This window comes from Spirochaeta lutea, assembly GCF_000758165.1.
Taxonomy (GTDB): Bacteria; Spirochaetota; Spirochaetia; order DSM-27196; family Salinispiraceae; genus Spirochaeta_D; species Spirochaeta_D lutea.
Genome location: NZ_JNUP01000072.1, coordinates 20,176 through 40,445, shown reverse-complemented (window position 1 = coordinate 40,445; position 20,270 = coordinate 20,176). Strand labels below are relative to the sequence as shown.

19 protein-coding genes are annotated in these 20,270 nt (G+C 50.5%); 12 read left to right on the top strand and 7 right to left on the bottom strand.

What is annotated here, in order from left to right:
• The coding region (locus tag DC28_RS13805; protein ID WP_162180248.1) for a hypothetical protein at positions 1-880 on the top strand (880 nt) is incomplete at its 5' end.
• Positions 881-1,024: 144 nt separating this feature from the next.
• Here DC28_RS13805 and DC28_RS13800 read toward each other — a convergent pair.
• Positions 1,025-1,516: a hypothetical protein gene (locus DC28_RS13800; RefSeq protein ID WP_156104701.1), complete on the bottom strand. Its 492-nt coding sequence runs from the start codon at positions 1,514-1,516 to the stop codon at positions 1,025-1,027.
• Between the two features lie 48 nt (positions 1,517-1,564).
• Here DC28_RS13800 and rnhA point away from each other — a divergent pair, with 48 nt between their 5' ends.
• From rnhA to uvrB, 4 genes are read left to right on the top strand one after another with little or no spacing between them, the layout of a single operon-like run.
• A complete protein-coding gene (gene rnhA / locus DC28_RS13795; RefSeq protein WP_037549961.1) occupies positions 1,565-2,005 on the top strand; it encodes a ribonuclease HI in 441 nt (146 codons plus the stop codon).
• A 38-nt stretch (positions 2,006-2,043) separates the two neighbouring features.
• Positions 2,044-3,546, top strand: coding sequence for an ATP-binding protein (locus DC28_RS13790; protein ID WP_052078930.1), 1,503 nt, complete (start codon positions 2,044-2,046; stop codon positions 3,544-3,546).
• Positions 3,547-3,571: 25 nt separating this feature from the next.
• The gene (locus DC28_RS13785; protein WP_037549958.1) at positions 3,572-4,828 is read left to right on the top strand and encodes a S1C family serine protease; all 1,257 of its coding nucleotides are present in this window, start codon (positions 3,572-3,574) and stop codon (positions 4,826-4,828) included.
• A gap of 6 nt (positions 4,829-4,834) precedes the next feature.
• Entirely contained in the window at positions 4,835-6,820 is a 1,986-nt protein-coding gene (uvrB, locus tag DC28_RS13780) for an excinuclease ABC subunit UvrB (RefSeq protein ID WP_037549955.1), read from the top strand.
• A 9-nt stretch (positions 6,821-6,829) separates the two neighbouring features.
• Here the strand turns inward: uvrB and DC28_RS13775 are convergent, their stop codons facing one another.
• Together DC28_RS13775 and DC28_RS13770 are read right to left on the bottom strand one after the other, a co-directional pair.
• Positions 6,830-7,762 carry a caspase family protein gene (locus tag DC28_RS13775; RefSeq protein ID WP_162180247.1) on the bottom strand — a complete coding sequence of 311 codons (933 nt, stop codon included), beginning with the start codon at positions 7,760-7,762 and terminating at the stop codon, positions 6,830-6,832.
• A gap of 21 nt (positions 7,763-7,783) precedes the next feature.
• Positions 7,784-8,362, bottom strand: coding sequence for a hypothetical protein (locus tag DC28_RS13770; protein ID WP_156104700.1), 579 nt, complete (start codon positions 8,360-8,362; stop codon positions 7,784-7,786).
• 122 nt (positions 8,363-8,484) lie between these two features.
• Between DC28_RS13770 and DC28_RS16570 the strand changes: the two genes are divergently transcribed.
• A complete protein-coding gene (locus DC28_RS16570) occupies positions 8,485-8,862 on the top strand; it encodes a hypothetical protein (RefSeq protein WP_162180246.1) in 378 nt (125 codons plus the stop codon).
• Positions 8,855-10,348, top strand: a complete 1,494-nt coding sequence (locus tag DC28_RS15930) for a DUF445 family protein (RefSeq protein ID WP_052078929.1) — start codon at positions 8,855-8,857, stop codon at positions 10,346-10,348. The genes DC28_RS16570 and DC28_RS15930 overlap by 8 nt, the downstream gene beginning before the upstream one ends.
• On the opposite strand, the gene DC28_RS15925 is transcribed toward DC28_RS15930, so the two are convergent.
• The 4 genes from DC28_RS15925 to DC28_RS13740 form a co-directional block, all read right to left on the bottom strand.
• Positions 10,345-12,045, bottom strand: coding sequence for a sensor histidine kinase (locus tag DC28_RS15925; protein ID WP_052078928.1), 1,701 nt, complete (start codon positions 12,043-12,045; stop codon positions 10,345-10,347). The two genes, DC28_RS15930 and DC28_RS15925, sit on opposite strands and share 4 nt — an antisense overlap.
• Before the next feature lie 5 nt (positions 12,046-12,050).
• Entirely contained in the window at positions 12,051-12,743 is a 693-nt protein-coding gene (locus DC28_RS13750) for a response regulator (RefSeq protein ID WP_037549943.1), read from the bottom strand.
• 9 nt (positions 12,744-12,752) lie between these two features.
• Positions 12,753-13,412 (bottom strand): phosphate signaling complex protein PhoU, encoded by a 660-nt coding sequence (gene phoU / locus DC28_RS13745; RefSeq protein ID WP_052078927.1) that lies wholly within the window; start codon positions 13,410-13,412, stop codon positions 12,753-12,755.
• A 380-nt stretch (positions 13,413-13,792) separates the two neighbouring features.
• Positions 13,793-14,662, bottom strand: a complete 870-nt coding sequence (locus tag DC28_RS13740; protein ID WP_081942225.1) for a DUF6675 family protein — start codon at positions 14,660-14,662, stop codon at positions 13,793-13,795.
• Between the two features lie 6 nt (positions 14,663-14,668).
• Between DC28_RS13740 and DC28_RS13735 the strand changes: the two genes are divergently transcribed.
• The 5 genes from DC28_RS13735 to DC28_RS13715 all read left to right on the top strand — a co-directional run bounded on the left by DC28_RS13735 (position 14,669) and on the right by DC28_RS13715 (position 20,268).
• The gene (locus DC28_RS13735; protein ID WP_081942224.1) at positions 14,669-15,817 is read left to right on the top strand and encodes a UDP-N-acetylglucosamine--N-acetylmuramyl-(pentapeptide) pyrophosphoryl-undecaprenol N-acetylglucosamine transferase; all 1,149 of its coding nucleotides are present in this window, start codon (positions 14,669-14,671) and stop codon (positions 15,815-15,817) included.
• 206 nt (positions 15,818-16,023) lie between these two features.
• Positions 16,024-16,536: a CvpA family protein gene (locus DC28_RS13730; RefSeq protein WP_052078925.1), complete on the top strand. Its 513-nt coding sequence runs from the start codon at positions 16,024-16,026 to the stop codon at positions 16,534-16,536.
• Positions 16,529-17,746 (top strand): hypothetical protein, encoded by a 1,218-nt coding sequence (locus DC28_RS13725; protein ID WP_052078924.1) that lies wholly within the window; start codon positions 16,529-16,531, stop codon positions 17,744-17,746. The genes DC28_RS13730 and DC28_RS13725 overlap by 8 nt, the downstream gene beginning before the upstream one ends.
• Complete coding sequence (locus DC28_RS13720) at positions 17,739-18,932, top strand: two-component system sensor histidine kinase NtrB (RefSeq protein WP_037549932.1); 1,194 nt, start codon at positions 17,739-17,741, stop codon at positions 18,930-18,932. The genes DC28_RS13725 and DC28_RS13720 overlap by 8 nt, the downstream gene beginning before the upstream one ends.
• Entirely contained in the window at positions 18,922-20,268 is a 1,347-nt protein-coding gene (locus DC28_RS13715) for a sigma-54-dependent transcriptional regulator (protein ID WP_037549928.1), read from the top strand. The genes DC28_RS13720 and DC28_RS13715 overlap by 11 nt, the downstream gene beginning before the upstream one ends.
• Positions 20,269-20,270 lie beyond the last annotated feature (2 nt).

Sequence of the window (20,270 nt, the reverse complement as noted above, 5' to 3'; positions counted from 1 at the left end):
AGCCGAAGAGTTAGAAGAAGCCGAAGAGTTAGAAGAAGCCGAAGAGTTAGAATCAGATTGGCTATTCAAGGGTAGGATAAGGGGCGAATATATGCTGGAAGAACTGGATCCTGTGGAAGATGAAGGGGAAGAACTAGAGGCAGTGGGAGAGAGCGATCCAGAGATAGAAGCCATATCTATTCAAGAATTAAGAAATTTTATTAATCCGGTATTTATTGAACAAGACGGGGTTGTCCAGATTAATGAGCAGGTGTTCTCAAAGGCTATTAAAGAGGATGATGGTAGGGGTATTGAGCTTGAATCAAGTGAACCGAAGGAAGCAAAAAAAGGCTCCATTGATGAGCTGTTTGATTTACCCGAGATAGATTTAAGCTACAATGATGCGTCGGAAGGTCCCCAAGAGTACGCGAGTCACCAGTGGAATCCAAAAACTGTGACACGCGAGGACTTGGAGTTTAACAATCAGGGTTTAGACTATGACAAGTTTGCTACGTATTTTAAATCTGATACTCCTGGAATTGTAAAGTCATTGGTAACAGTCAGCAGACTGTTAAATAGCCGGTTTGCCTCTGTTCTTACCCTAGAAAATGGATTTCTAGAGTTCTTATACGGTGTAGGATACTCAGAGGGAGTACCACCGCTCTCGGGGGAACACTGGCTGGTTGAACAATACTTATCAAAGCAAAAAATTGTGTTGATACATAATATTGGGAGCTTGATGTTTTTCCTGCCCCCCCATGAACGGCAGTTGGGTTCATTAAATCAACTGTTATTTATACCCATACAGTTCGGCGGAAAGGCAATGTACCTGCTGTTATCGCCTAGGGAAACCACCACCATCATCGACTATATGAGTGAGATATTCTCTGATCGATTGTAAGGGGTCTCTTGTACGTAAAAAGCATGGAAAGAACGCCGCACATAGGGGCTGCATCCAAGGAGCACATTACGGTGAGGGCTACAATACTATCAGTATTATGAGCTGTAACCTTTTATGAACTAATAAAGGGACGGCTGGTTGCGGTTAGCTGGGTTCTGAATCCGTCAATCGTTCCTTGAGGTATTCGTTAAGTGTTTGGTTTTCCTGAAGGGTAATCTCTGGAATGTCTATGTATTCCCGCATCTCTGTGAGTAGCTGCTCAAAATTCGAGTATTGATCGGGGATTGAAAGCAGTTGATCGGTTGATTCTGCATAGACAAAGATAACGGGCTTTTTAATTCGTGTGCTGAAGAACCTGCCTGCGTGGGTAACCAGTGACCAGGGGATGGAGATGTTTTCTCCCATGGATGTTTTTGCGGAAACCCCATCGTCGTGAGTTATGATTGTGGAACGCATCTGGCCTTTGATAAAACCATACAATTTGACCGCCAGGTATCCGAGCAGAAATCCAAGAATTAGATTGAACGGGAAGTTTAAAGCCAAGAGCAGAAATACTCCTAGTAAACCTATTCCGAGGATTATTAGAAACAGAACTATTGAACGGGGGTTTTTTTTAAGCTCGAATCTGTATACCATGGGCTAATAGTATCGTAGGCAATTAGCTTTTGTCAAAAGGAGTCGGGGGTGATAGAGGTATTTTCTGATGGCGGTTGTATTGGGAATCCAGGTCCTGGTGGTTGGGCCTATATCGTTTCACTGAACAATGAAATCACTGAAAACTATGGTGCGGAGCCGCAAACCACAAACAATAAAATGGAATTAACTGCGGTGATCGAAGCATTGCGTTTTATTCGAGCTCAGGGAAAGGAAGATTCCGAGATTATTATTACAACGGATAGTCAATATGTTAAAAACGGTATTACGACCTGGATCCATTCATGGAAAAAAAATGGGTGGAGAACTGCCGCAAAACAACCGGTAAAAAACCGCGAACTCTGGGAAGCTTTGGACGCTCTGGCTGAGGGGATTACGATCTCGTGGCGATGGGTTAAGGGTCATAGTGGGAATCCAATGAATGAGCGGTGTGATGAATTGGTACATGTTGGGATAAACTCTTTGAAGTAATTTCACGAATAGCGACGGTATATGGGCAGGAGTTGTATATGCAAATATATGGTTTTTGTCCTGTGGGATACGAAGGTATTCTTGTTGCAATAGAGATTGAGGTCCGTAAGGGTATCCCGGGTATAGATCTTGTAGGGTTGCCGGATAGCTCGGTCCGGGAAGCGAGAGAACGGGTCCGGGCGGCGATTCGTAACTCGGGTTTTTCGATTCCCAGGGGAAGGATTCTTATCAATTTGCGCCCGGCGGGGATTCGTAAGGTGGGGGCTTCTTATGATATGGCCCTGGCGGTTGCGATTCTTTGTATAAGCAACCAAATCACCCTGGATTCCCATAAAAAATATCTCATACTCGGTGAACTGTCCCTCTCAGGGGAGGTTTGCGAGGTGAAGGGCTTGCCGGGTGCCCTGGATATGGCTGCCAAGCATAAGATTGATGCCTGTATAGGACCGGCGGATCAGTTGGGTGGCTATGCACCGGATGCCGGTTTGAGGGTGCATGGCCTACGACGGTTGACGGACCTTCTTGAGCCCTTACCCTCGTTGAAATCTGCCGAAGGTGAAGCCGGGCTTTCCTCTGACGCCCTGGGTATTGTTGAAGAGATAGGAAGCTTCTCGAATCTTTCCCGATTCAGCCGTTATGCCGGGACTGTCGCCTTGGCTGGTAGGCATCATGTGAATCTTCTTGGTCCCCCGGGGAGTGGGAAGACAAGTCTACTGGAGTACCTCCAGAGTTTCTCTTTGCCCTTACGGCCGGACTATGAGGGGGAGGTTCAACGAATTTCTGGACTGGTGGGTGATTTTGAGGGGGTAGAGAAGCACCGGAAGGCACGGGTTCGGACTCCTCACCATACTACAAGTTTTGAGGGAATGTTTGGGGGCGGCCGGATTCTCAGGCCAGGAGAGGTCTCCCTGGCGCATTGCGGTATGCTCATTCTTGATGAGCTTTCAGCGTTTCAGGCAAAAATTCTCTCGGGTCTTCGGCTTCCTATGGAACAATCTTGGATTTCTGTTGGGCGTGCTGATATGAGCACGTCCTTTCCCTGTGATTTCATGCTTGTTGCGGCAATGAATCTTTGTCCCTGTGGGGGGCTTGGCAGCGATGGGTACTGTTTATGCGATCCGAGACAACTCTCCCGATATTGGACGAAGATCGGTGCAGCCTTGATGGATAGATTTGACATTCGCATATTCACAAACCAGGATACCCAGGATGTGGATCTGCCTGGTTGGGTAGATCATGCTGATGAGCTATCCATGGTGCTGGTGGAAGCTGAGAACCGGCAATTTGATAGGAGAAATGCTACAGGATCTCGGTATAACGGACGGATTAGTGGATTGATTCTTAGGGATATGTACCCCGATTTATGGAGCAATAAGTCCAGCTACAGTGCTCGGGATAGGGCTGCCCTGATTCGTATAGCGGTAACCCTTGCTGATCTTGATGGGAGGGATTCTCCCAATGATGGTGATTTATCCATGGCTGGATGTTTACGGTTTCCGGCTCTGGGGCCCTTTGATATCTTCGGTATGATTGGCAAATAGGGATGTTGTCGGTATATTAACTACTATGGGACGTAGAAAGAAACCAATTACACACGTTATCTATGTGGTATCCGGCATAGGCATAGGCTTACTCTTGGCTATCGGGTTGGGGCTTATACCTCTTGGAGCTGCTGGGGGCTCTCGCGGGCCGGATTCTGCTGCGGTGGTATCCCAGGAGCCGGAAATAATCAAGGTTCTTCAAGAGCCCAAAGAGGATTCGGGAGGTACATCTGATTTCGGTTATAATCCGGTGAACCTTGCCACGGATCGGTTTACGGCTGATGAACGTAATAATATTCAGGTCTACGATGAGAGGAACCAGGGTGTGGTTAACATCACAACGGAAACGGTTTCCTATTACTGGTTTTTTGAAGCGGTTCCCCAGGAGGGCAGTTCCGGGAGCGGGGCGATTATCGATGATGAGGGGTATATCCTCACAAATAACCATGTGATTAAGAACGCAGTGAAGGTCTATGCTACCTTGGCAAGCGGAAAACGCTATGAGGCGGAGGTCGTGGGTATCGACCCGGAAAATGATCTTGCTGTTATAAAGATAGAAACAGATGAACCCCTTACCGTTATTCCTCTCGGCTCTTCGGAGGATCTGAGGGTTGGACAAAAGGTTCTCGCAATCGGTAATCCGTTTTCCTTTGAGCGTACTCTGACTACCGGTGTGATTTCCGGAATCGGCAGACCTATTCGTTCCCAAAGCGGAAGTATTATCCAGGATATGATCCAAACCGATGCGTCTATAAACCCGGGAAATTCCGGTGGACCGCTGTTGGATAGTTCCGGGCGTATCATTGGGGTAAACACAATGATTTATTCCCCGAGCGGCGGAAGTATTGGTGTGGGTTTTGCTGTTCCTATTGAGACGGCCAAGCGGGTTATTCCTGACCTGATCCGATATGGGCGTGTACAGCGAGGCTGGATCGACATTACTCCCATTCAACTATTCCCTCAATTAGTGAGTTTTGCCAATCTCCCCGTTACGCAAGGGATATTGATTTCCGAGGTAGAACCCGGTGGAAAGGCGGAGGCGGCGGGTCTTCGGGGTGGGAATCCCAGGAATGCCGTTCGGTCCGGAAATACCATCATTTACCTGGGCGGGGACATTATTGTCCGGATAGAGGATACACCTATCACTAATATGGCTTCAGTATTTGAGGCGCTGCAAAATACAAAACCTGGGGACCGGGTTGAGGTAGAGTACATACGGAATGGCCGAAGTAACACTACTGAGGTTGAGTTGGTTCTTCGCCCCGATCGATATTTGGAATAGTGTGCTGTGAATAAATTTACTGTAGCATCCGATTATAGCCCATCGGGCGATCAACCAAAGGCAATTGATTCAATCAGCGGCGGTATTTCCCAGGGACATCCCTTTCAAACGATTCGGGGGGTCACAGGTTCGGGCAAGACATTCACTATGGCGAAGATTATTGAACGTATTCAGTTGCCTACCTTGGTACTGAGCCACAATAAGACCTTGGCAGCCCAGTTGTACCGTGAGTTTAAAGAGTACTTTCCCAATAACGCGGTGGAGTATTTTGTATCCTATTATGATTACTACCAGCCTGAGGCATACGTTGCTTCCAAAGATCTCTATATCGAGAAGGATTCCTCCATCAATGATGAGATTGACCGCCTTAGGCTTTCAGCAACGGCCAACCTGCTGGAGCGACCGGACGTTATTGTAGTTGCCACCGTTTCGTGTATCTATGGACTTGGAAGCCCGAGAGATTACCGGGACATGAAAATCCGCATTGATCGAGGTAGTCACCTGCAGATCAGTGATTTGCGAGCGCGGCTGGTAAGCCTTCAGTATGAGCGCAACGATGCGGTGATGCAACGCGGGGTCTTCAGAATTCGGGGTGATGTAATTGAAATCTATCCTGCCTACACCCAGGAAGCATATCGGATAGAGTTAGCCTGGGATGAGGTGGAGCGGATATCTGAGATCCATCCAGTGACGGGGAATGTTCTCCATGAGCTGGAGACGCTTATTGTATACCCAGCAAAACACTTTGTTATGCCCGAGGATAGTGTTCATAAGGCGATTCATTTGATAGAGGAGGAGCTAGATGAACAGCTCCAAAGGCTAGAGTCCCAGAACAAGCTTGTGGAGGCGCAACGGCTACGGAGTCGTACTAAATATGATATCGAGATGCTCTATGAGATGGGCTATTGCTCGGGGATTGAAAATTACAGCCGCCATTTGAGTTTTAGGAATGCGGGGGAGAGACCTGCAGTCCTCCTTGATTATTTTCCGGATCAATTTTTAACCTTTGTTGATGAATCCCATGTTACCTTGCCCCAGGTGCGGGCGATGTATGCCGGAGACCGGTCACGTAAACAGAATTTAGTGGACTTCGGCTTTCGTCTACCCTCCGCCTTGGATAATAGGCCCTTGATGTATCCGGAGTTTGAGAATCTTCTCGATAAGACTGTTTTTGTTTCTGCTACTCCTGGGGATGAGGAGCTTGCTAAGTCTAAGCAGGTTAGTGAGTTGATTATCCGGCCCACAGGGCTTCTCGATCCGGTTATTGAGGTTCGTCCCACAGCGGGCCAGATTGAGGATCTGTACAGTGAAATTGTAAAGCGGACGGAGCAGGGCGACAGGACCCTGATAACAACCCTCACAAAGAAAATGGCGGAGGATCTTACCGATTACCTTCTGGGAATGGGGCTGAAGGTTCGGTATTTACATTCGGAGATTGAAACCATTGAACGCGTGGAGATTCTCACCGATTTGAGGAGCGGGGCGTTTGACGTGCTGGTTGGAATTAACCTTCTCAGGGAGGGGCTAGATCTTCCGGAGGTAAGTTTGATTGCTATCCTTGATGCGGACAAGATCGGTTTTCTCCGTTCAGCCACCAGTCTGATCCAGACCATAGGCAGAGCCGCACGGAATGAGAATGGTACAGTGATTATGTATGCGGACAGAATGTCCCCTGCGATGGAAGAAGCCATACAGGAAACCGACCGTCGGCGTGCAAAGCAGATAGAGTATAATACAGAACACGGAATAACCCCCCAGACTATCAGAAAGAACATTCGTAGTATCCTTCAGCGGGAAAAGGAAGATAAACGCAAGGATGAAGAGCAGAATCTTGAAATCATTAAGAAGGATCATAATCTCCTGGTACCGGCTCAACGGAAGAAGCTGATTAAGGCGCTGGAGGCTCAGATGTTGGAGCATGCAAAGAACCTCGAGTTTGAGCAGGCCGCGGTGTTACGGGATGAGATTGAGAAAATAAAAGAGATGAATTGACAACGGGGCTTAATTTTCTTGGATCAGGATGAGATCGTAGGGATTCCCCGTTCGGTGGGGTAAGAAGGCGTAGTCCGCCCCGGTTGTCGCTCCGTATTGGGAATTCCATGTATTCTGGATTGTATTAAAGGTATGAATGTAGATCTCATCGAGGGTTATTCGGTTGTCTCTGTTAACGTCTGCCCTTCCAGATTCAATGCCATCCACGAAGGCTGTGGTGAAAACTCCCCGGCTGGCAAACTCCCAACTTTCTTCGGACGGTCCTGCGGCGGTTATACCGTGGATTTCCGGGGGGGGCGGGTCATCCCGGGTTGGTGAATCAGCTTTAAAGAACTCTGCGACGGCAGAGAAGAAGGGGACCGAATATCCGCTTCCTTCCTGGATGTATGGCAGGGGGCTGTAGTTTCGGGGTAGGGTATTGATGACCTCGTTGGTCTGTTCAACGAATCCCCCGGTATTACATGCATCAAAGATGAGGACAATCTCCACCCCGGAGAGGCCGCTGAGAATTGTTTTAAGGTCCCGGGAGTTTATAACCTGATCCCGGATCTCTGAAAGTCCGGCGTTTTGTGTGAGGGCGGGAATGATGAACTCGTCGTATTCGTCGCCAATGGTTCCCTGTATTCCGTGACCGGCATAGTAGAGCAGGAGCATGTCTCCGGGTGAGAGTTGGGATTCGAGGGCTGATATCTCTTCCTCCATAGCCTGGCGGGTGGCGTTCTGGTTGGTGAATACCTGGGAATTAAATCCCCGTGATTCCAAAACACGATGGATGGACTCGGCGTCATTCACGGCTCCGGACAGATCATTGTAATCAGCCGGGTAATCGTTTACCCCGAACACTAGGGCATACCGTTCCGGCTCGGTGGTCGGCTGGAGCGTACAGGACGAAAGCAGCATTATAATCCCCAGAACTATGAACTGAGTAGATTGTGTTCTCATGACGTTTCTCATATTTGTTCTCTAGTATAGCGAAATGCCGCCGGTTAAACCAATGCGGAGGCCGGGACCGTTTGTTTTCTGCCATTGTAAACCGGTAAAAAGGCCTGAGCTGATGCGAAAGCTGCCCAAGGGGCTAGAAACCGTAGAATCACCCTGAATATACATACGGATTCCTGGGTAGAAAAAGAGGAGGTGGGTCTGACTAAATCGGGCCCAGTTGGCGGAGGGGCGTATTCCGAGACGGATGTTGTTGAAGGAATACCCGAGGTCCACGGTCCATGCGGTAATGGAGGTGCTTCGGGGCATTTGAAGGCCTTCGGAGCTCAGAGGGATGGTGCGTGCTAAACTCAGTCCTGAAGCGAGGCTGAGGCCTCGGACACCATCCCGGGGTGTTATGAGGGGAAGTTGGATGTGAACGGCCGTGAAATTTTGCAGGCCCGAGGAGTCGACTATGATGCCGGATTCTAGGTCTGATTGAATCAGGGGGGAGGCCGCCCTGATCTGGGACTCGGGTAGGGCGGATTCGGTGTAGGTCTGGAACGGTATGAAATGAAGCCAGACAATGACAAAGAGGACGAAAGGTCCTATACTTTTGACCATATGTCTAAGGTAGCTGATGGGGATAAAAAAGAAAAGTGATTGCTGCAAAGTCAGAACCAAAGTCGTATTCTCGAAGCGGAGCGATGCTCGGTGTTGCGTTGATGATGGCGGGGAGTTTGATTATGAGTGCCTGTTCCGACTCGGAGACCCGGGCACTGGATTTGCCGGTGGAAGAGCTCATTGTTACCCGGGGCCGGTTTGGGGTCATTCAGCCCCATTATGCTCGGATCCATGAGGAGGCTGACTCATCTTCCAGGGTTGTGGATCTGGTGCGCCGGGGAGGAGTGGTGGAACTGATTGAGGCGGCTCCCTTTGAGACCCTTGAACGGGGCTCAGTTGATTATTGGTATTCCGTTGCGTACTCTATTGTCTTGCCGAATGGCAGTCCTCAGAGCAGGGAGGGCTGGATTTTTGGCCAGGACCTTGTGTTATTCACAACCCGTGCCAGGGCGCAAAATGCTTCAGCACAACTGGGGGACGGGGTGTATGGACATGAGTAGCATAGTAGTTTGGCTCCAGGGGGTGCTACCCCAGGTACTACCCGTAGTGCTGGGGGCGGGTATTGGGTTTGTTACCAATGCTATTGCGATCCGGATGTTATTCCGTCCCTTGCGTGAGATCAGGGTGTTGGGTATCCGTCTGCCCTTTACCCCCGGAATCATTCCCCGGCAGAGGGGCCAGTTGGCGGAAAGTATCGGGCAGATGGTTTCGGGCCAACTGCTGTCGCGGGAGGCAGTGCTTAGTCATATCCATGGGGAGGGATTTCAGGAACGGATTCATCAGGGACTGGAGGAGTTGTTGCACTCGGATGCAGGGGGACAGTCGGATGGATCGAGCCTTTCCCTGTATCTGGCCGGAGTTATCCGGCGGATTGCTACCCGGCAGCGGTTGCAGGCCGGATTGCTTCGGAGTGTGGAAGCGGTTCAGGGGATTCAAATTGGGGAGGTTGTTGCCAGGTTACGGGTTCCCCACTGGGTTATGAATCTTATTAACCATCAGCTGAGCGAAGGGTTAGGGCCCGGGATCGTACAAGAGGTGCAGAGAATCGTAGACCGCTGGGTTCGGGATGGAGACCGGGTGGAGATGGTAGTAACCAAGGAGCTGCGTCAAGCCCTGGTACAGGCGGGAAGGGGATACTATGAACCTGGGGTTGATTATCTCATGGAGTGGCTGCGGAGACCTGAGTTCCGGCCTGAATTGATCCGCCGGGGCAAAACAATTCTCAGCGGAATTTTGGCCCAGCTTACGGCTGTTCAGCGCTTTCTTCTATCCGCAGGTCAATATGATAAAACCTTAAATGAGAGGATGCCCGGGATCATCGATTCCTTGTTAGAGACCTTGGATGAGTTTCTACACCATGAGGATAACCGCGAGCGGATTATCCGCTGGATGGAAGGCGGGCTCGATCGGGTTGCGGATAAGACCTTTGAGGAGACACAGAGGATCCTCGGGGTCGATCTGTCTTCGTTAGCCGGGCATGGGATTGAGCAGATTCTTGTGTTTCTACGGAAGGAACGGATCGGGGTTAGGGCAAGGGTCGGCCTCAACAGGTTTTTTGCACGTCACCAAAATCATAGTCTGGCGGCGATTGTGCTCTGGGCTAGCGGGTCCTACCCCTCGGTTTGGGCTGCCCGAGGTGCCGATGCGTTGTACAGCTGGCTTCAACGCCCCCTGGCTTTGGAGGGGCTGATTCGTACGGTCCTCAGCCTGATTCCCACAGCGCCAAAACCGGGAGCCGGTGTGCAGCCAGATCAGAGTGTAGATTCCCTGCAGTCAGGAATTACCCGGATTTTAGAGAAAACCGTTCCTCCCCTGGTTCAACGCTTTGATATCCGAAGTATGGTGGTCAACCGAATAAACGGACTTGATGTGAAGGATGTAGAAAATTTGCTCCTAGGAATTATGGCCCGTCAATTCAAGTGGATTAATGTATTTGGAGCTGTTCTTGGGGCGATTATCGGAGCGCTGCAACTCGTATTACCCTAGTCTGGCATGGAGCCCCGAGGGATTTTCAATGAAAACGTACTTCCCTGACCCATGGTACTTGTGACAGACGCCTCGCCATGGTGGCACAGGGCTATGTGTTTTACGATAGATAGCCCCAGGCCAGTACCGCCCTGTTGTCTGCTCCTTGTTTTGTCGATGCGATAGAATCGTTGAAAAACTCTATCCTTTTCACGCGCGGGAATGCCGGGACCGTTATCTTGGACTGAGAATATACAGTAGGTATCATCCAATCGGGCTTCAACCCGCACCCATCCCCCCTCGGTACCGTATTTGATCCCGTTTTCTATGAGATTAATGAGGGCTTGTTCAAGGAGGGCCTCATTGGCCATGATGGGAACGGAATCGGAGCTGGGAGAAAGGGTTAGTTTGATGCCCTTCTGAGCAGCTTGGTGTCCTGTGGTGTCTATGGCGGATCTCATAATTTGCTGGGGGTCGCAGGGCGCAAGACTGATGTGCTTCCCAGATTGCTCTAACCGGGAGAGGGATAGCAGATCCTCTACGATATTCTTCAAACGGTTTGATTGACGGTGGACAATCTGCAAGAAGTTCATCCGGGAATCGGAATCGATCCCAGGATCTGAGAGAAGAGTTTCCACAAATCCAAGAATTGAGGTGATGGGGGTTTTGAGTTCGTGGCTTACATTAGCAACAAAATCGCTTCTGACGGACTCCAGATACTGGAGTTTGGTAACCTCATGGAGAAGGATAATGATCCGTTTTGAAGAGATCTCATGACTATTGAGTTCCACAGCCTGCCCGGCAGCCTCGAAGGTATGCTCTGAATCCGAATGGTATGTGATGATTTGGGTTTTTATTAGTTCCTGGGCCCGTAATGATTCCTCAAAAAGGGTGATGAGACCCGTGCTTCCAAGGAGCTGAATAGTGGTGGGCTTGGTATCTGGTGTCCGGGAGAGAAGGCAGTCTCTTGCAGCCTGGTTCATGATGAGGATTTCACCCCGAGAATCAAGCACCAGTACCCCATCGGACATATGCTGGAGGATGTTCCAGAGTTCTTGGTTCCGGTACTCAAGCTGGGTCAGGCGTTGATGGATTTTACTGAACACCCGGGTGAATAGGGTATGGATGTCTTCCTGTTCCGTGGGAGGCTTGCGGGAGGTGGATGGATTGTCTTCCCGCTGTTCTATCCGCTTGAGGGATTCTGAGAGACGGCTGATGGGGAGGGTATAGGTCCGGAGGATCTGCTTCAGGAACAAGGCTAGGCAGATCATATGGCCGAGGGTAATAATCACACTGACTAGGATCCAGGAGGGGAGGGGGGCTGTCACCTTGTATTCACTAGTGAGTACATAGGCTCTTGGCTCTTGGAGGGTTTGAGGGATTGTGAGGACCGCAGTGTACCGATGGTGGGAAGAGGAAAAAATTTGCAGGTCCTCCGACTCCGGGACAGGTTTCGCTTCTGGGGATGGGATTAGGGTGAGGGTATAGTTCTTCAGAGCCTCATCCAGAATCCGGATAGCCTCCTGGGGATCCTGGATGTCCGGAGAAACCAGGAGTGAGGCTGCTAGGGTCCGTTGTGCCCGAAACTCGTTTATACCCGGTGCCGGGGGGGTAGAGAGAAGGATAGAAGCAATGCTGAGGGGTAGTAGCAGGAGAATCACCTCAAGAGTTATGACAGAAATCAGCTCCCGTCTAGGGAAGAGCCTAGGGATGGTCATGAAACCTATTCCTCCGGACGTAGCCTGTATCCAACGCCCCTTACCGTTTCAATGATATCACCCTGCTCGCCCAGTTTTTTTCTGAGGCCCAGGATCTGTACATCTACGGAGCGTTCAGTGACCGGATAGTCCTTTCCCTTAACAGCGTCAATTATCTTGTTCCGGCTAAAGACCCAGCCCGGATTCTGGGCAAGGAATTCAAGGATTGCAAACTCGGTGGCTGAGAGGGGGATGTTCCGGTTATGCAAGGTCACTTCGTGGCGGTTCGTGTCAATTACGACTCCGTGGATGGAGAGGGTCTGGGCGTGGTCGGTTGGTTCTGCGGTGGAGCGCCGCAGTTGATTGCGAATCCGGGCTATGAGCACCTTGGGGCTGAATGGTTTTGTTACATAATCGTCAGCACCCACTTCGAGTCCGGAGACTACGTCGATATCTTCGCCCTTTGCGGTGGCCATGATAATGGGAATGTGCTTAGTATCGTCCTCGGCCTTTAGTTTTCGGCATGCTGCTATCCCATCAATACCCGGTAGCATGAGATCCAGCACGATGAGATCCGGTTTTTGCTCCCGAGCCTGGGAGAGTCCTGCTTCCCCGGTAGCGGCGGTAAGGACCTGGTAGCCTTCCTTTAGGAGGTTGTATTCAATGAGGGTGAGAATATCTTCTTCATCATCCACGACAAGGATTTTTTCCCGGGACACGCGTACCTCCTAAAAGTTTAATTCGATGTGAGTTCCCCGTTTGGCATACACGATCCATTCGCAGATATTTGTAACATGGTCGCCCAGGCGCTCGAGGAATCGATTGAGGAACAGGAGGGTTGTCCCTTCTTCGATGTACCGGGGATCCTCCTGCATGATGGTGATGATTTGTTCGTAGAGCTGGGTATGTAATTCATCTATTTGATCATCCATGGCAGCTATGGTGGTGGCGAGGTCCGCATCATGGGTAGAGAGGGCGGTTAGGGCATCATGCACCATAGAAATCCCCTTTTCCGTCATGACTTTGATTTTAGGGAGCACCTGTTCGAGAATCGGCTCGCTGATACTGGAGATGGATTTGGCAAGATGTCTTGCGTGATCACCGATGCGTTCGAGATCAGAGACTACCTTTATGAGCGTGACTAGTTCTCGAAGATCGCTGGCAACCGGTTGTTCCGTTGCAATTATCTTGGTGCACATATCCTCTATGGCATTCTGATAACTATCAATGTGAATATCATGTTCGATAACCTGTTGTGCCAGGTTCATATTCCGATTTGATACTGCATTGAGGGCCTTTCTCAGGGCTTCCTCGACGAAGGTGCCCATTTTTAAAACGGTCTGATACACCTCCGCCATCTGTTCGTTCAGTCGAATTCGTGTTTCCACAAGCATCCCCTTCTATGATCGGTACCGTTCAAAACAACTGGTACAGGTCTGTGTTTTTCTGCAGGTTCCCGTGGACCATTTGCTGTTCCTGGGAATCTCCTGTATTACAGACTATTGTAGGTGCGCCCCGGAGCAATCCTGGGGTCATCCACACCGTGTTCCCCATCTAGTCCTCAACAGGTTGTAACCCGGCTCGCCGGCAGAACCGGATTGGTTCCTTCGGCCTCTAATACAATTTCAAGTTGTACCCCGGCATGCCGGCGGCACCGTCCCGGGGTTGTCTCCCGGTCCGGACCCGTCGGGTGTATAGTGCAACCTTATACCCACCAGGTATCCCTCACAATACCCCGGGGGTACTACAGAATTGTATGAGGATACGGTTAATTTTCGGTTAAAAGCCCTGTATACCAATTATATAACGCGATAAGACGGTTGAAAAAGCTGTCTTCTGCCCGATCTCGGATTCCGAAAATTCCAGGTGCCTGAAGTCTGGTAGAGCCGAAAAAGAGGAGGTACGAGTCTTTGATGGATAGGCAGAGATCCATACGTACCCCCTGGGGTTCAGCTATGGGCAGTATTTTATACCACATGGTGGTCAGGTTTTCGATCCGTGCGTGAATTCCCTCGGGGTAGTTGTTGATGGTCAATCGATAGCGATTATCGCCAAAGGAAGCATCCCGTTGTCTGAGGGTGACATATTCCTTGGGAGGAACCTGTTGGTAGGTTGCATCAGGCAAGGGACGATCCGGGAAGTCGGGGTTAATACGGTAGGAATCAATATAAAAGGTACGCATCCGCTGACGGCTCTCGGACCAGTACTCTATGCCGGCCATGGTGGAGTACCGGCTGAAGGTATTGTAGAGCCGTAACCGGATTTCTTCTTCGGTAAGGGTGGCAAACCGCTTAGGCAGCGGGTAGGCGATAAGGGTTTGTATAGTGATATTCCCGGGGTTGCTCTCCCAGGCCTGCCGGATGTCCGCTGTGGCCTGGGGCAGGGGGTTTAGATCGGGATGTGCATTCTCAGAATCAAGCCTGATCAACATGCCGGTGGTCATGAATTCTTCGATCTGCGAGTCTGTGACGGGAATGCCCGACAGCAAGACTTGGGCAGTCTCCCTCGTGAGGGGAAGAAAAAAATCCGGCCGGGGCTGCCCCTGAGATTCTTGGGACACTACCACGCTGGGGAGAAGCCATAGGATGAGGCAGATGAATAGCAGAGAGGGTCTGATTGCTTTGGAAAATACGATCATGGTAGTATGAGTATAGGAGACCGGAGATTCTTCGGCAAGCCGTATGACTGGAGGAAGGTTGTGGAGCAACGGATAGTGTTTACCGGAGGGGGCACCGGAGGTCATGTATACCCGGGTCTTGCTGTCGCCTGGGCCTTACGGAGGTCGTGGTCGGGAAGAATCACCTGGGTAGGGAGCCGAAGGGGTATTGAGGCGGAAATTGTCGGTTCCAGCGGGATTGATGGGTTGGAATTCCGGCACATACCTTCAGGAAAACTGCGCAGGTATCTTTCATTTCAGAATTTCATAGATATCTTTAAAATTCTGGGGGGATTTGTACATTGTATGATCGATTTCTTGAAGGATCCTCCGGCAGCGATTTTTTCCAAGGGGGGGTATGTCACGGTGCCCCCGGTTTGGGCTGCGGGGTTGTTAAAAATCCCCGTTATATCCCATGAATCTGATCTGGATCCAGGATTGGCAACCCGTCTTAATATGAAAAAATCAAGTGCCATATTTGTGGCCTACAAAGATAGTATCCAGTACTTTCCTGACTCAATTAAACCCCGGGTTCACGTGAGCGGGAATCCCATTCGTGAGGACCTTTTTAGGGGTGATCCGCGAGAAGGGAGGAGCTTATTCCCCGGAATCCGAGAAGGGGTGCCGGTTGTGGTAGTCCTTGGGGGCAGTCTCGGGGCGGTACAGGTCAACAATTTGGTGCAAGAGAATCTTCCTCGGCTTCGGGGAAAAGCGGTGATTATTCATCAATACGGGAAACAGTGGCAGCCACCCGGGGAAGAGCCGGGGTTCTATTATCCCCGGGATTTCATAGGTCCGGAGATGAAGCATGTATTGGCGATGGCCGATTTGGCTGTGGCCCGGGCTGGTGCCGGGACCTTGTGGGAGCTGGGGGTTTTGACGATCCCAGGAATACTCATTCCCTTGACTGCTGGATCCCGGGGTGATCAAATTCGCAACGCCCGGATCTTTGAACAAACCGGAGCGTATCAGGTAATGATGGATCCCGAAGCGGAAGAGTTTGGAACGGCTCTGGAGTCTCTGATTGCAAATAGGCAGAAAAGAGAGGAAATGGCATCTCACGCGGATGCATTACCCCGGGACGCGGCAGGGATCATTGCAGACAGGATTATGACTATAATACAACAGTCGGGGTGAGAATTTTGTAGTGCGCAACAGGCTGTAAACAACACCGATATAGCGGACCAGCCTATAAGGCCAGCCATGGGTAGTGTCGCCGGAGTGCAATATTACAACCTATTGCGTACTATATATAAAAAATGGAGCCTCCCCGGGAAATGTGTTATCCATGGATGTGTTTAGATGCCGGGAGAATAGGTTATACTGTCCGCTGGAGGAATTGAATGAATTTTAATATAACTACCCTTGATGTTGTGCTCCTAATTATTACGGGGTTAGCAGGTATTCGAGCCGTCTTTCGGGGGTTCGTAAAGGAACTCATGAGTGTTGGGGCGGTGATCCTGGGTATTCTGCTTGCCATGATATTCAGTGGAGTCGCGGCTGTGTTTTTAGAGCAATGGCTTGGGCAGTCCGTTTGGACCCAGGTTGCATCGTTCCTCGGTATTTTTGTATTAGTGTACCTTGTGCTTAAACTCTTTGAGGCAGGATTGAACGGTCTCATTGAGCGGGTGAATCTGCAAAATCTGGACAAGGCCTTGGGATTATTTCTCGGTTTAATTGAGGGCATATTGCTTTGCTTTATCCTGCTTTTTATCATGCAGATTCAGCCTTTTTTTGAAGTTCAGCAAATTCTTGAGGAAAGTGTTATTTACGGATTGCTCTCTCCCTTTTTCCCCTATGCAGCCGCGGTGCTGAATGGAGGACTCACCGGAGAATCGGGGGGAGTGGATGTTTGAAAACATCCTCGGCCAGGAGGCGGTGGTTACCCGGATCATGGAAGATGTTGGAACCCAGGCATTACCCGGTGCGGTGCTGTTCAACGGCCCCGAGTATGCCGGGAAATTAAGCACAGCCCTGGAGCTTGCCAGAAGCCTCTCGTGCACACAAAAAAACGCTCCGTGGAATTGTTCCTGCCTCTCCTGCAGGCAACACAGGGTGCTTATGAGCCCCTACACCCTCATGCTCGGTCACCGGTATTTTGCGGATGAAATACGACTGTGCGGAAAATCCCTGTCCGGAGACGATCGAGAAGGTAACCGGTATCTCTTCCTACGGGCGGTACGGAAGCTCACGAACCGGTTTGAACCCCTTCTATGGGAAGGTGAAGATCAGAAGCTGGGTAAGGCATCCCGGATTATCGACGAGATCGAAGAATCCTTGGATCCCCTACAGCCGGGAAGACCCGGGACGGGGGAGAAGGAGCGAGCGGGGATTTTGGAGAAGCTGTACGGTGAAACCGATAAACTGCTCCAACTATTACCCGCAGATGGTGCAACGGTGAATATGATCCGCCGGTTGACGGCATGGACCCACATTTCCGGAGGAGATTCACGCAAAACAATCATTATCGAGAACGCCGAACGGCTAAATGATGCAGCGTCCAATAGCCTATTGAAGATTTTGGAAGAGCCCCCGACAAAAACCAACTTCATTTTAACCACAACCCGTCTGACGGGACTAATGCCAACTCTACGATCGCGATTGCGGGTATATACCTTTCCCCAACGAAGTCAGAAGACCGAGCAGGAGGTTCTGAACCGAATTTTCCGAATACAAGGGTCGGAGTACGCTGGTCTCCGGGATGTCTTCTTGGGGATACGTACCGGGGATGAGCTCTCTGTTACGGAAGCCGCGCAAACCCTGTTTGATCTGGTACAAAATGGCGGGGAGGGAGCCTACCTGCGCCTTCGTTCCTTCGTGACTGCATTTACAGCCCTGCCGCCCCAGAGCCGGCGCGAGGCGGTACGTCATGTGCTGCAGGAAACCGGCGGGTTATTCCGCAACTGTCTGGCATCACCCCAGGGAGAGCAACCCCATTCACCGGAATGGTACCAGGCAATGCTTCAGCGTATCGATCTACAGTACCAGCGCCTGGAGGGTTATAACATTGGTCCGGAGACGGTGTTTGAGCAGATATTTTTTGGGGGGATTCTAAAGGATGCGTAAGTTCATTCAGCGGGCGCTCCATAAGCTGCCGAAGCTCGATTCGCAGCAGATCTACAGCCTTATCCGTGATCTGGCCCGGGAAAACGAGAGTCTTGAGATTGTTCTAGATAGTATGACCGATGGTGTGATTGCTGCCGATCAGAATAACCGGGTCATGGTCTGTAATAAGTCAGCCGAACGGCTGCTTCCTCTTACCGGAACAGAGGTGTATGAGAAGATCATTTGGGACATAATCGATGATGCGGATATCAGTAGGTTTATACAGATCAATCTTGAGGATCAGGAGACCGTCAGCGACCGGGAGTTTACCCTGTCGAGTGGCGGAGCAACAAAAATCCTCAGTCTTAGCATTTTACCCCTGGTTCATGCCGGGCGTGTTCAAGGAAGTATCTTGCACATCGAAGATATCTCAGAGAAACGCTGGAGGGAGGCAAAATTACGCCGGGCTGAAAGTCTGGCAAGCTTAACCACCCTCACGGCCGGGGTGGCCCATGAGATTAAAAATCCCCTGGGATCCATAGGAATACATATCCAGCTTATTCAGCGGTTGATTCGTGAGAAAGGGCGGGTGGAAAGCGAGGATATATCCTCCTATTTGGATGTCATTAACGAGGAAGTCGAACGGCTCAACAAGATTGTAGTGGATTTTCTGTTTGCGGTGCGGCCCATGGATATGTCGTTATCCGAGGGCTGCTTGAACTGTCTCATTCAAGATTTGCTCAAGTTTATGCAGTATGAACTCGAGCAGACCGGTATTCAGGTGAAGGCCGAGTTAGAGGATGGGTTGAGCCATATCCTCATGGATGAGAAGTTTATGAAACAGGCAATCCTCAATATGGTGAAGAATGCCATGAACGCCATGCCGGATGGTGGGACCCTGGTATTAAGCACCCAGAAAAAGGGGGATGAGGTAATTCTCCGGATCAGTGATGATGGGATCGGCATGTCCCAGGAGGTTATGGAAAAGATCTTTGAGCCGTACTTTACGACCAAGGATTTCGGCTCGGGTATCGGTCTTACCCTCGTCTATAAGATAATAAAGGAACACCATGGGGAGATTACGGTGATGAGTAAGGAAGGTAGGGGCACAACCTTTACCATCAGCTTTCCCGTACCCCAGAAAGAACCCCATCTGCTGGGGAATGAGACCGATGAGCCTGAGTGGGAGGTAGCTGATGAAGTTTAATATCTTGCTCGCTGAGGACGAGAAAAATATCCGCGAGGGGCTTGCGAAGAACCTGGAACTAGACGGCTATCAGGTATATCAGGCGGTGGACGGGCAACAGGCCCTTGAAATCATGAGGCAAGAGGAGATTGATCTGGTGGTTACCGATCTGCGGATGCCCCGTCTTTCCGGGGAACAGCTCCTCAATGAGGTGGTACAGCATTGGCCTTCGGTAGCCGTCATCGTTTTAACCGGCCATGGCACCATTGAGACAGCGGTGCAGGCGATGCGAGACGGAGCCTTCGATTTTCTGACCAAACCCCTGGATCTTGAAAGACTTAGTCTGCTGGTGCGCCGTGCCCTTTCAACCCGTGAACTTGTGTTGCAGCACCGCCAGCTTCAGGCTGAGCTGGAGGGACGTCGCCTCTCAAACCACATCATCGGAAAAAGTCCGGCAATGCAGAAAGTCTTTGAAATGATTAACCAGGTTGCCCCTACGAAGGCATCGGTTCTGATAACCGGCGAGAGCGGTGTAGGTAAAGAATTGGTAGCCGATGCAATCCACCGGTTGAGTCCCAGGAGGGAGAAGGCATTCATTAAGGTACACTGTGCCGCCCTTTCAGAAAGTCTCCTAGAGAGTGAATTGTTCGGTCATGAGAAGGGAGCTTTTACCGGTGCGGTGAACCGGAAGAGGGGACGGTTTGAACTCGCCCATCTCGGTTCTATATTTCTTGATGAGATTGGGGAGATCAACCAATCAGTTCAGATAAAGATTCTCCGGGTTCTTCAGGAGAAGAGCTTTGAACGGGTAGGGGGTGAACAGACCGTGGAGGTCGATGTCCGTCTTATTGCTGCTACCAACAGGGATCTGAAGGCTGAGATTGAGCAGGGAACCTTTCGAGAAGACTTATACTACCGATTGAATGTGGTCAATATTCACATTCCACCCCTCCGGGAACGGAAGGATGATATTCCCCTGTTGGTATCATCCTTCTTGAAGGAATTTTCAGAGGAGAACGGCAAGATCATCCATGGCATCGACCAGAAAGCCAGGGCCGCTATCCATCGGTATCAGTGGCCCGGCAATATCAGGGAGCTGAGGAACACCATCGAGAGCGCAGTAGTGCTTGCCAAGGGGGATATCATCACCCTTGACGACCTTCCCCCCCACATTGGACAGGATAATGAGGGGGATTATATTAAACTGTCCATTGGAGCGTCCATGGCGGATGCCGAACGGGAATTAATCCGGGCTACTCTTGCTGCAGAGAAGGGCAATAAAAGCAAGGCCTCCGAGGTCTTGGGTATCGGGCGGAAAACCCTGCACCGAAAAATTCATGAGTACGGTTTGGAGTGACC